The following is a 13,197-nucleotide window of genomic DNA, read 5'->3' as shown; positions in this document are numbered from 1 at the left end:
ATCCATAGATGATCGCGTATGGGCAACGGTTCTGAGTTCTTCCATTTATGAATATTTCATTCGCTATCTGCTTTCAGCGGCTGGTATTAATCCAGTGACTGAATTGCGTTCTATAATTACCCCGCCACCTCAGATGGTGAGCAATATGCGGATGGATGCAATTCAAGCCTACATGGTTGCTGAACCTTGGAATACGCGAGCGATTAAGGGTAATGAAGGCGTTGGATTCACCTTTGCCCAAGGACGAGAAATTTGGAATGGACATCCCGATCGCCTTTTAGCCGTGCGTGAATCCTTCATTCAAGACTATCCCAAAACCTACCGATCACTAGTAAAAGCGATGATCGAAGCGTGTCGGTATTGTAGTGAACCTGCGAATCGTGAAGAAGTTGCTAAAATCATCTCCCAACGTTCCTTTACAGGAGCAAATGTTAAATATACGCGACCCGCAATTGTAGGGAACTACAACTACGGAGGATTTGATAATCAACAACGCATCACGAATAGCTTAGCAACAACTCTTTTCTTTGAAATGCCCACTTCTGTTTCTGATATTGCCAACGATCATTCTACGTTCCTCTGGCAATCACAGAGCCTCTGGCTGATGACCCAAGCCGCTCGTTGGGGACAAATTCCTGAGTTTCCCAAGAATGCTGAGGCGATCGCTCGTCAAGGATGGCGCACCGATTTATATCGAGAAATTGCTGCCGAAATGGGCATTGTTAGTCCTGCTGATGACTATAAAGTAGAACCTGCCTCAGCCTTTGTTGATCGCCAATCATTTGATCCTAGTAATCCCATCGGCTATCTCAAAAACTTTGCAATTCGGGCAAATGCTCCCCAGTCTTTTTTCCTTGCCTAATACTAATTCATAAAAGTGTGTCAACACTTTTATGAATAAAAAACAAACCCAGTAAGAGTTTTAAAAACAAAAAATGGTGCAACCATTTTTTGTTTTGGCAAAAGTCCAATTATCCTAAAAGCTAAAAGATTGTATGACTACTTCCCCAAACAGCCTCACATCTAACAACCATCCCCCTGACAAAACCTTTTTAGTGGTCGAAAATATTGTCAAGTCATTTCGCAAACCTGATGGAAGTCAATTTGTGGTACTAGATGGCATTAACCTTGCGATCGCTGAGCAGGAATATGTCTCTGTAATTGGTCACTCTGGCTGTGGAAAATCTACTCTAGTCAGAATTGTGGCAGGTTTAGAGAAACCTACATCAGGCTTAGTCACCCTAGAAGGTAAAGTCATTCGCAAACCAGGGGCAGAGAGGATGATGGTATTTCAAGGCTATTCGTTACTTCCTTGGTTGACAGTCAGAGAAAACATTCGTATGGCGGTAGATGAAGTATTTAAAACCGCAAGTCGTGATGAAAAAATATCTATAGTTAACGAACATATTGAAATGGTCAATCTCACTGCTGCCGCCGATAAATATCCCCAAGAACTTTCAGGTGGCATGAAGCAAAGGGTTGGGGTCGCTCGCGCCTTAGCAACTCGTCCCAAAATGCTCTTGCTAGATGAACCATTTGGAGCGCTCGATGCTCTAACTAGACCGAAGTTACAACAGCAAGTTTTAGATATTTGGGAAAACCATCGCCAAGCAGTAATGATGATTACCCATGATGTTGATGAAGCCATTTTTATGTCCGATCGCGTTGTGATGATGACCAATGGGCCAAAAGCAACGATCGGACAGGTGCTAGATATTCCGTTACCACGTCCTCGCGATCGCCATGAATTGCGAGAGTCTAGAGAATATTATGAGTTACGCAATCAAGCATTGGATTTTTTGGAACGATATCAGTAGATCATCTAGTGATCAACTTTGGGCATGGATTAGTAATGAGAAAAGAGCAATTTATGGAGGAGTTGTATAGTTAATCCAAACAATTGAAGGCGTTGCTTAGCAACGCCTTCAATTGTTTGGACTCGAGCGCAAAGCGCTGTAAAACACTTTAATTTTTAGCAGGCGGTAGTGACAACTTAACATGTAGCTCTTTCAACTGCGAATCATCCACACTTGATGGAGCATCAGTCAACAGATCGCGTGCTTGTTGTGTTTTCGGAAAGGCGATCACATCACGGATTGAATCGGCTCCAGCGATTAGCATCACTAAGCGATCCAGTCCAAAGGCTAATCCACCATGGGGAGGAGTACCATATTCAAAGGCTTCCATCAGGAACCCAAACTTCTCTTTTGCCTGCTCATCGCTTAACCCGATCGCCGCAAATACTCTCTCTTGAACTTCGCGCTTGTGAATCCGAATACTACCACCACCAATCTCTGTACCATTGAGTACAAGGTCATAGGCTTGGGCAATCGTATTCACATCTATCGGTTGACTATCGGCGATATCCTCAACACGAGGCGAGGTAAAGGGATGGTGCAGAGCCTCCAATCTTTTCTCATCAGCATTCCACTCAAACATCGGGAAGTCAGTAATCCAAACAAAGTTAAGCTTGTTATGATCAATCAGTTCCAACTCATGACCGAGTGCTAGGCGCAAACGATAGAGTGATTCATTGACAATCGCCTTTTCACCAGCACCAAATAATAGGATCGTGCCTGCGGTTGCGCCTGTACGTTCGAGAAGTTCCTTCTTAACTTCTTCAGTGATGCTATCTTTGAGTGCGCCGATGGTATCGATTACACCACCTTCTCTCACACGGATAAAGGCTAAGCCCTTTGCACCATACTGGGCAACAAGGTTAGATAAATCTCCTCCTGGCTTGATACGGGTATTGGAAATTGCTTCATCGCCACCAATGACGGGTAGGACTTTGATAATGCCACCATTGGCGACGGTGTTGGCAAATACTTTAAAGCCAGAATTGGCAAACAAATCAGTGACATTGACTAATTCCATGCCAAAGCGAGTATCAGGACGATCGCATCCATAGCGATCCATTGAATCGGCATAGGTAAGACGTGGAAAATCGCCAAGTTCTACACCTTTAACGGTTTTGAAAATGTAGCGAATCAGGTTCTCATTTAACTCAATGATTTCTTCCTGAGACATGAAACTCATTTCCATGTCTAGTTGCGTAAATTCAGGCTGGCGATCGGCGCGAAGATCTTCATCTCGGAAACATCGCGCAATTTGATAATAGCGATCGCATCCGCCCACCATCAGCAATTGCTTAAATAGTTGAGGCGATTGCGGCAAAGCATACCATTGACCAGCATTAACACGGCTGGGTACGAGGTAATCCCGCGCTCCTTCAGGAGTGGAACGACAAAGAATTGGAGTTTCCACTTCCATAAATCCATATTCATCTTCAAGGAATCGCCGAATCGATTTCACAACTTCAAAGCGCAACTTGAGATTATTGGCTAGGCGATCGCCACGCATATCGAGATAACGATATTTCAGGCGCAATTCTTCTTTAATCGTGTCAGCTTCCGAAATTAAGAAAGGCAGGGGCTTGCTGACAGCGTTCAATAATTCAATGGATTCAGCATAGATTTCCACTTCACCTGTGGCTAGTTTCGGGTTGAGCGACTCGTCGGGACGCTTAGAAACTTTACCGATAATCCTGACCACATATTCATTTCGCATCTCACCTGCGAGATTATAGGACTCAGGAGTACGCTGAGGGTCACTGACGATTTGTAAGATTCCTGTGCGATCGCGCAAATCTAAAAAGATCACACCACCATGATCCCGTCTGCGATCGATCCAACCGCACAAGCTAACTGTTTGTCCGATATGTTCGGCATTGAGGTGACCGCAATAGTTGCTACGCATCATGATGTTATTGGCGAAACTTTAGATAAAAAAGTGAAAATTGTAATTTTGACCATTTACTATCATAACTTGTAAAGGATTCAAAACTTAAAAAACTATTTATTGCTATCTCTGCGATTTGTTGTTTTACTTCTGGACGATACCCTTAATAATGGACACTTCTCAAACAATCTCTAACTAAAAACTAGCGTCTCATCCTCTACAGTGACGTAAATTTGATGCCCTTCTGCAAAAGTTCCTTCTAGAATTTTGTTGGCGATCGGGTTTTCGATTTCCCTCTGAATGGCGCGTTTTAGAGGACGCGCACCGTAGGAAGGATCGTAACCAACAGCAGCGATATAGTCTTTAGCTTCCTCACTCAGTTTTAAGGAAATCTTGCGATCGCTTAGTCTGTTCTCAATGCGTTTAATTTGTAACTCCGCAATTGACCGAATTTCATTACGACGTAATGCATGGAAGATTACCGTTTCATCAATCCGATTGAGAAACTCAGGACGGAAGTGATTGCGAAGTACCTCGAGCACCTTATCGCGCATTTGGTCATAACGAGCATCACCATCCAGATCGCTGGATAAATCTTTGGAAACTTCGAGAATGCGATCGCTACCGATATTACTGGTCATGATGATCACCGTATTTTTGCAATCCACTAAGCGACCTTGACTATCGGTAATCCTTCCATCGTCAAGAACTTGCAAAAGAATATTAAACACATCAGGATGCGCTTTCTCGACTTCATCAAAAAGTACTACTGAGTAAGGATGGCGACGCACTGCTTCTGAGAATTGCCCACCTTCTTCATAGCCAACATACCCAGGGGGCGCACCGATTAAGCGCGAAACCGAGTGCTTCTCCATATATTCCGACATGTCGATCCGTACCATTGAGGCATCAGAATCAAATAGAAATTCGGCAAGGGTACGCGCCAGCTCGGTTTTGCCCACTCCTGTGGGGCCTAAAAACAGGAATGAACCAATGGGACGATTAGGATCATTCATCCCTGCACGGGCGCGACGGATTGCTGAAGATACAGAAGTGACAGCTTCATCTTGACCAATGACGCGATCATGGAGATGTTTCTCTAAGGTCAGTAATTTTTGACGCTCTGATAATAGTAGCTTTTTGAGGGGAATGCCTGTCCAACGCGCCACAATTTCGGCAATATCATCTTCAGTAACTTGTTCACGAAAGAGAATTGAACCATCTGCTCTAGCCCGATTTAGCTCTAGTTCTGCCTCATCAAGATTTTTTTCTAGCTCCGTCAACTTGCCATATTTCAATTCAGCAGCACGATTGAGGTTGAATTCACGTTCAGATTGCTCAATCAGTAACTTAGTTTGATCGATTTGTTCTTTGAGCGATCGCAGATTATCAATGGTATCTTTTTCCTGTTGCCAGCGATCATCGAGGCTAATTTGGCGATCGCGCAATTCGTTCATTTCTTTGTCAAGGCGATCAAGTCGATCTTGGACAGCCTTACCGCTCTTAGTTTTATAGATGACTTTGCCTTCAGCTTCCGTTCGTTCAACAGGAGTGAAGCCTCCTTCTTTTTGCAAGGATAATCTTTCCATTTCCAATTGCATCAGACGGCGATCAATTTCATCTAGTTCTAAGGGTCGAGAATCAACCTCCATTTTTAATTTTGCTGCGGATTCATCAACGAGATCGATCGCTTTGTCTGGTAAGAAGCGATCGGTAATATAACGATTAGAAAGTGTCGCTGCTGCCACTAGCGCCGAATCGGAAATAGTTACGCCATGATGTACTTCGTAGCGTTCCTTTAGTCCGCGCAAAATCGAGATTGTATCTTCTACAGTTGGCTGATCGACCACAACTTGCTGAAAACGTCGTTCTAGAGCCGCATCTTTCTCAATATATTGGCGATATTCATCTAAAGTGGTCGCTCCAATACAGCGCAATTCACCCCGCGCTAACATTGGCTTGAGAATATTTCCTGCATCCATAGCGCCCTGCTGTGTTGCCCCAGCCCCAACCACCGTATGCAATTCATCAATAAACAGTACAATCTTGCCATCGGAATTGAGAACTTCCTTAAGAACCGCCTTCAATCGATCCTCAAATTCACCGCGATATTTTGCCCCTGCAATCAGCGATCCCATATCCAGACTAATGATCGTGCGGTCTTTGAGGGATTCTGGCACATCACCGCGAATAATCCTTTGCGCTAATCCTTCAGCGATCGCTGTTTTACCGACCCCCGGTTCACCAATTAGCACAGGATTATTTTTGGTGCGTCTAGACAATACCTGCATAACGCGCCGAATCTCATCATCACGACCAATCACAGGATCGAGCTTGCCTTGCTTTGCTTGTTCCGTAAGATCACGACCATATTTTTCTAAAGCTGCATATTTTGCCTCAGGATTTTGATCGGTGATAGTCTGGCTACCCCGCAGCGATTTAATTGTTTCTTCTAATTTTTTGCGATCGATACTTAAATCGCGATATAGCCGTTTACCGATGCGATCGTCATCGGCTAATCCCAGCAGCATATGCTCAACGGCGATAAAGTCATCACCAAAAACCTTGCGATGCTCTTCGGTGCGATCGAGCCATACTTCCAAGTTGCGCCCTAAATACAATTGTTCTGGACTTGCTACACGGGGTTGTCGTCGCAAAAATTCTTCGACCTGTCGTCGCGCCCTTGCCATGGGGACTGACATCGCCGTAAGTATATTCGTAGTCAAGCCCTCTTCCTGCTCCAATAGCGCCATTAACAAATGCTCGACTTCTAGTTGCTGATGTTGAGCGCGTCTCGCGACCTCTTGCGATTTGACGATCGCTTCCCATGCTTTTTCAGTAAATTTTTTCGGATCGGTTGGTTGCATTGGCTTTGGTTACAGCAGGATTCAGGTGTAATTACTAAGGGTAGTTAAGATAAGTTTACAATGCTAGTCCGCTAAGTTAGTGAAAACCGCTATAAGTACTGGTGCAAAATAAAGTATTAAAACCCGTAAAGTTGCGCCCCTGCGGGCGCAACTTTACGGGTTTTGCTTGTAAGCTACTTATTCCCACTCTGGGGTAATCGCTATACTGGTGAATGATATATTTGACCAGCAGTGCTTGAGCATCATCGTGTTCCTATGGGCTATGAGCCACTACACCATAAATATCGACCGCAAATCTTTGATGACCTAGTGGGTCAAGAGGCGATCGCCCATACCCTTAGCAATGCCTTAAATACTAAGCGCATCGCACCTGCATATCTATTTACAGGTGCAAGAGGTACGGGTAAGACATCGAGTGCGCGGATCATGGCAAAGTCGCTCAACTGCCTAAGCTCAGACAGCCCCACTCCTCACCCCTGCGGCAAGTGTGAGTTATGCCATAGCATCGCCAATGGTAACGCCCTCGATATTACCGAAATTGACGCGGCAAGTAATACAGGCGTTGATAATATTCGGGAACTGATCGAACGCGCTCAGTTTGCCCCAGTTAAGGCAAGGTTTAAGGTTTATATTATTGATGAATGCTTGACTGGCGATACGCTTGTGCAGACTGATACAGGTTTAATGCGTATTGACGATCAAGATTTATTAGGTAAGCAAGTTTTAAGTTACAACGAAAAATCTGCTCAATGGGAATATAAGAAAGTTTTACGCTGGTTAGATCGTGGCGTAAAACCTACGTTAATTATTAAAACCAATCAGCGATCGCTTCAATGCACAGGTAATCATTTAATCAGGTCAGAATCAGGATGGACACCAGCAAGCAATATCAAAGTTGGAATGAACATTTTGTCTCCTGCGCCTGCGGATGCGGAGAAAAGCTTGAAGTCCCTCAATTCTTACTTCAAAAAGGTAGAGGATTGCAAAGCATCTTATCCTACTGGAAGCGACATCCTTACAAGAAAAATCACGGCATCTGGGCAAAACGCACAGAAAACTATCTTGCAGCAGCAGGAAATATTTCACCCGAATTACTTGGACTCGTCTATGGCACATTATTGGGAGATGCTGCCATTACCTACCCCAACAAACACAGTCGCTTCCCAAGAATTGCATGGACACACGGATATAAACAAAAAGAATGGCTGGAATACAAAATTAGCAGATTATCGGAATTACGCCCCAATTTCCGTATTGCCAAGAATGATGGCTATGGAGAACTCTCTGTCTGTAGCAGTACCATGTGTCATCCCCAACTCAATACAGTATTTGACGTGGTTAAGCCTACAGGAATCACCAAAAACGTTTCTATGGAATGGCTTGATCAAATTACTTCTGAAGGCTTGGCATGGTGGTATATGGATGATGGAACGCTTATGCTCACCCCAGAAGGTAGTCCCACCATTCACTTATCTACAGAAGGATATTCTTGGGAAGAAAATCAACTTATTGAATCTTGGTTGCAATCAATGGGTTATAAAGCCAAATTGCAATCCTATAAAAGAGGAGAGAAAACCTACAACTACATTTGCATGGGAGCAAATGCTAGTAGAAAGTGGTTGTCAGAATTACAACAATACTCTATCCCGTCAATGGAATACAAGTTTGGAGCGGGTAGAATCTGTAACAGTCGTTGGTGATGAGCCAGTTTATGACATTGAAGTAGAAGATAATCACAACTTTGTCGCTAATGGACTGTTAGTACATAACTGCCATATGTTAAGCACCGCAGCATTTAACGCTTTGCTGAAAACCCTAGAAGAACCACCCGATCGCGTTACTTTTATTCTCGCCACCACCGATCCCCAGCGCGTATTACCGACGATTATTTCGCGATGTCAGCGTTTTGACTTTCGACGGATTCCTCTTGATGCGATGGTCAAGCATTTAGGAAAAATTGCGGCAAATGAGAACATTAATATTCATGTTGAAGCACTGACTTTAGTTGCTCAAATTGCACAGGGAGGACTGCGTGATGCCGAATCTTTGCTCGATCAATTGAGTTTATTAGATGGAGAGATTACGGTTGAGGCAGTTTGGGATTTAGTTGGTTCCGTTCCCGAACAAGACTTGTTATCTTTGATTGAAGCGATCGCTGCCGATCATTCCACACAATTAATTGATTATGTGCGGCGAATTATGGATCGCGGACGTGAGCCTCTGATTGTGTTGCAAAATCTGGCAAATGTATATCGTGATTTATTGATTGCCAAAACCGCTAGCGATCGCAGTGACCTTGTTGCCATGACCAGTTCTGGTTGGGAAAGATTGATTCATCTAGCGCAGAGTTTAGCGATTCCCAATATTTTGCTAGGTCAACAACATTTGCGATCTGCCGAGCTACAAATCCGTAACTCCACACAGCCACGCCTATGGCTAGAAGTTACGCTCATGGGTTTACTGCCATCCGCGCAGGGTGCGATCGCCCAGTCACAGGCTCCGCTTCCATCTCAAGCTCAACCATTTGTGCCATCACGCAATACAACCACGACTCCACAATTTACCCCCCAAACACCTAAGACTGAGCCTTTTTCTCAAGTTCCAGTAACACCAAAACCAGAAACTCCAACAGTCCCAATTGTCAAGGTATCGGAACCAGAGAATATTTCGATACCCACTCCCCCCATTGTCGAAACTCCGATTTCATCGGGAATTGATGACCTTGATGACTTCGCTGCGGTTGGTTACGATCTAGATCAGATGTGGCAAAGCATTTTATCAATGTTGCCCACACCCACAAAATCGGTTTTTATCCAGATACAGGCTCATATTCTGACGCTTGAGAGTAATAGCGTCAAAATTGGATTGGGTGGCAAGCGTGATGAAACAACCAAGAATATCGTGGTTCAAAAGCGTCCAGAACTAGAAGAAGTTTTTGCTAAGCATTTGCAGCGTCCGATTAAAGTGATGTTTACCTTTGTGACTACGCCACCGCAAGTGGAGCAAGTTCAAGTTACTGCACCTCTTCCTGTTAGTCCTGCGATCGCGCCGCCTGTTAACTATCAAAAGCCAAGTCCTCCTCCCCCACCTAATCATCAGCCAATTACAACTCCATCAACAGAGCCATCAGTAAGTACAAATCCTCATCCAGACAACCCGCCAACACCTCAGCCTAGAGGTTATGTGGGGATGTCTGAGGATGACAGGGTGATTAAAAACTTAGCCGATCTGTTTAATGGACAGATTGTGGATCTGGATGAAGAACCTAGCGATCAATAAAGAACAAACTTCGCATCGCGAAGTTTGTTCTTTGGGTTTTAAGCGTAGTCCTGAAGTGCAGTTACAGAAATTGCTCCAGTTTGTAGAGATCGAATCGCCGCGATCGCCGCTTTTGCCCCTGCAAGGGTGGTAATTACAGGAATCCGATAAGCTAGAGCCGTCCGCCGAATCATTTTGCCATCAGCCTTTGCCTCTTCGCCACTAGGAGAATTAACAATCAGTTGAATTTGACCGTTTTTCATCGAGTCACCAATGTGGGGACGACCTTCATGGACTTTGAGAACTTGTTTTGATTCAATATTGTTGCGCCGTAGGATTTTATAGGTTCCTTCTGTAGCAACAATTTTAAAGCCCAATTCGACAAAGGCTTCAGCAACGGAGGGAATACCGCTTTTATCGCGATCATTAACCGAGAGAAACACAGTTCCCTCTAGAGGTAAATGAGTTCCAGCCGCGATTTGCGCTTTGGCAAAGGCGCGTCCGAACTCGGTATCGATGCCCATGACTTCGCCAGTGGATCGCATTTCGGGGCCCAAAATTGTATCTGTGCCAGCGAACTTAGCAAAGGGAAGTACGGCTTCCTTGATCGAGATATGTTTAGGAATCACCTCTTCCGTTAAACCAAGTTCCGCAAGGGTTGCACCAGCCATGATCCGCGATGCATAGTTAACGAGGGGGACGTTAATCGCTTTGCTGACATAGGGAACAGTACGCGAGGCACGAGGATTGGCTTCAAGAATGAAGACCTTGCTCTCTTTGAGATTGTTATTATTCAACTGCACTGCGTACTGGATATTCATCAAGCCAATTACATTGAGTGATTTGGCGAGGCTAATCGTCCATGTGCGAATGGTGGTGAGAACTTCGGGAGGCAAAGAGAAAGTAGGAATTGAACAAGCAGAATCGCCAGAGTGAATTCCTGCTTCTTCGATATGCTCCATAATGCCGCCGATGGTGACATTGCCAAGTTGATCCGCGATCGCATCCACATCCACCTCGATCGCCCCTTCAAGGAAATGATCGATAAGTACGGGATGTTCAGGCTCGATAATGATCGCCCGACGCATATAGTCTTCGAGTTCAGCATCGGAGTAGACTACTTCCATACCCCGACCGCCGAGAACGTAACTAGGACGGACAACCACAGGATAACCAACGCGCTGCGCGATCGCTACGGCTTCTTCTTCAGAACGCGCTAGACCATTATTAGGCTGTAGGATGCCAATTTCTTGACAGATTGCCTCGAAACGTTCGCGATCTTCGGCAATATCAATGGAGTCAGGTGAAGTTCCCCAGATCTTAGTAGTAGAGTTTGTGTCTTGTAGATATTTCAGCAAAGGAACTGACAACTTCAACGGAGTTTGCCCACCAAATTGAATGATTACACCTTCAGGTTGCTCGGCTTCGATGATGTTTAAGACATCTTCGCGAGTCAATGGCTCGAAATAGAGGCGATCACTAGTGTCGTAATCAGTAGAAACGGTTTCAGGATTAGAGTTAACCATGATTGTCTCAAAACCTGCGGCGCGTAACGCATAGCTAGCATGACAACAACAATAGTCAAATTCAATCCCTTGTCCAATGCGGTTTGGTCCACCACCAAGAATCATTACCTTGCGCTTAGTGGAAGGGAGAATCTCAGATTCTTCCTCATAAGTGGAATAGTGATAGGGAGTGAGTGCTTCAAACTCAGCCGCACAAGTATCGACAGTCTTGTAGGAGGGGATCACACCAAGGGATTTACGATAGGTGCGGACTGCATCTTCATTTGTGCCTGTGAGATAGGCAATCTGGCGATCGCTAAAGCCCATGCGTTTTGTTTCCAGCATCTCATCTTTTTTGATACTGTCTAGCTTCCGACCCTTGATCAAAAGTTCCACATCGGTGATCTCGCGCATTTTTTGCAGGAACCAAGGATCGATATTGGTTAGTTCAAAAATGGCTTGCACTGATAGTCCTGACAAAAAACCATCGCGAATCGAGAAAATGCGATCAGGATTAGGAACTCGCAAACTGTACTTGATTTTATCGAGGTCAGGTAATATTTCTTCGCGATCGCCACCAAAACCAAAACGACCAACTTCCAGCGATCGCAATGCTTTTTGGAACGATTCTTGGAAAGTTCGTCCGATCGCCATTGCTTCACCGACGGATTTCATCTGAGTGGTGAGAACTGGCTCAGACCCAGGGAATTTCTCGAATGCAAAGCGAGGAATCTTGGTGACGACATAATCAATGGTTGGCTCAAAACTAGCAGGTGTTTTCTTGGTTATATCATTGGAAATTTCATCAAGGGTATAACCCACAGCAAGTTTTGCCGCAAATTTAGCGATCGGGAAACCTGTCGCTTTCGATGCAAGTGCCGAACTACGCGACACGCGAGGATTCATCTCGATCACGACGACATCGCCATTTTCAGGATTGATCGAGAACTGAATATTCGAGCCGCCAGTTTCTACGCCGATTTCGCGAATGATTTTAATTGAATAGTCACGCAAACGCTGATATTCTTTGTCAGTCAGGGTTTGAGCAGGTGCAACCGTAATCGAGTCACCTGTATGGATACCCATTGGGTCAATATTTTCGATGCTACAAATGATCACCACGTTATCGGCGAGATCACGCATCACCTCTAGCTCATACTCTTTCCAACCAATCAGCGATCGCTCGATCAGGATTTGCGATACAGGACTCGCTTCTAAACCAGAGGCACAAATTTCTTCAAACTCCTCTTGGTTATAGGCGATCCCGCCACCTGTACCGCCCATCGTAAATGCAGGACGAATAATTAAAGGATAGGAGCCAATTTCTTGGGCGATCGCACGGGATTCTTCCATGGTTGTCCCCAAGCCAGACGGACACATGGCAACACCGATCCGCTCCATCGCTTCTTTAAATAGCTTGCGATCCTCAGCCATTTCAATCGCTTCCAGTTTTGCGCCAATTAGCTCCACGCCATATTTTTCTAAAACCCCCATCTTAGCGAGGGCAACCGCCGTATTCAAGGCTGTTTGTCCGCCCATAGTTGGCAATATGGCATCAGGACGCTCTTTCTCGATAATCTGCGCGACAACTTCGGGTGTAATCGGCTCAATATAAGTGCGATCGGCTGTAGCGGGATCGGTCATGATCGTAGCGGGATTGGAGTTAACTAGGATCACGTAATAGCCTTCGTCCCGTAAAACTTTACAGGCTTGGGTTCCCGAATAGTCGAATTCGCAGGCTTGCCCAATCACAATTGGGCCAGCGCCAATCAGCAAAATCTTTTGGATGTCATTACGGCGGGGCATAAAATCTTGTATTTCTTAGG

General features: G+C 45.0%; 6 protein-coding genes. 3 read left to right on the top strand and 3 right to left on the bottom strand.

Translation table 11 applies throughout. The features are described 5' to 3' along the window. Together B9G53_RS01750 and B9G53_RS01745 are read left to right on the top strand one after the other, a co-directional pair. On the top strand, positions 1–862 hold an 862-nt coding region (locus tag B9G53_RS01750), incomplete at its 5' end, for an ABC transporter substrate-binding protein (RefSeq protein WP_141211674.1). 133 nt (positions 863–995) lie between these two features. After that, positions 996–1,817, top strand: coding sequence for an ABC transporter ATP-binding protein (locus tag B9G53_RS01745; protein ID WP_094528594.1), 822 nt, complete (start codon positions 996–998; stop codon positions 1,815–1,817). A 148-nt stretch (positions 1,818–1,965) separates the two neighbouring features. Here B9G53_RS01745 and aspS read toward each other — a convergent pair whose 3' ends face one another. Together aspS and clpB are read right to left on the bottom strand one after the other, a co-directional pair. Then, a complete protein-coding gene (gene aspS, locus B9G53_RS01740; RefSeq protein ID WP_094528601.1) occupies positions 1,966–3,759 on the bottom strand; it encodes an aspartate--tRNA ligase in 1,794 nt (597 codons plus the stop codon). 173 nt (positions 3,760–3,932) lie between these two features. Beyond that, positions 3,933–6,608, bottom strand: coding sequence for an ATP-dependent chaperone ClpB (gene clpB, locus B9G53_RS01735; RefSeq protein ID WP_094528593.1), 2,676 nt, complete (start codon positions 6,606–6,608; stop codon positions 3,933–3,935). 255 nt (positions 6,609–6,863) lie between these two features. Between clpB and dnaX the strand changes: the two genes are divergently transcribed. Further along, a complete protein-coding gene (gene dnaX, locus B9G53_RS28830) occupies positions 6,864–9,887 on the top strand; it encodes a DNA polymerase III subunit gamma/tau (protein WP_094528592.1) in 3,024 nt (1,007 codons plus the stop codon). Between the two features lie 38 nt (positions 9,888–9,925). Here dnaX and carB read toward each other — a convergent pair whose 3' ends face one another. Next, positions 9,926–13,177: a carbamoyl-phosphate synthase large subunit gene (carB, locus tag B9G53_RS01725; RefSeq protein WP_094528591.1), complete on the bottom strand. Its 3,252-nt coding sequence runs from the start codon at positions 13,175–13,177 to the stop codon at positions 9,926–9,928. Between the last annotated feature and the right edge of the window lie 20 nt (positions 13,178–13,197).

Source organism: Pseudanabaena sp. SR411 (assembly GCF_002251945.1).
Taxonomy (GTDB): Bacteria; Cyanobacteriota; Cyanobacteriia; order Pseudanabaenales; family Pseudanabaenaceae; genus Pseudanabaena.
Note: the sequence above shows the minus strand (reverse complement) of the source record. Positions and strands in the feature narration are given on the sequence as shown.

What these genes read in the sequence shown, in the direction of transcription:
- B9G53_RS01745 (WP_094528594.1), top strand. Translation starts at nt 996, where the DNA reads ATGACTACTTCCCCAAACAGCCTCACATCTAACAACCATCCCCCTGAC.
- aspS (WP_094528601.1), bottom strand. Translation starts at nt 3,759, where the DNA reads ATGCGTAGCAACTATTGCGGTCACCTCAATGCCGAACATATCGGACAA.
- clpB (WP_094528593.1), bottom strand. Translation starts at nt 6,608, where the DNA reads ATGCAACCAACCGATCCGAAAAAATTTACTGAAAAAGCATGGGAAGCG.
- dnaX (WP_094528592.1), top strand. Translation starts at nt 6,864, where the DNA reads ATGGGCTATGAGCCACTACACCATAAATATCGACCGCAAATCTTTGAT.
- carB (WP_094528591.1), bottom strand. Translation starts at nt 13,177, where the DNA reads ATGCCCCGCCGTAATGACATCCAAAAGATTTTGCTGATTGGCGCTGGC.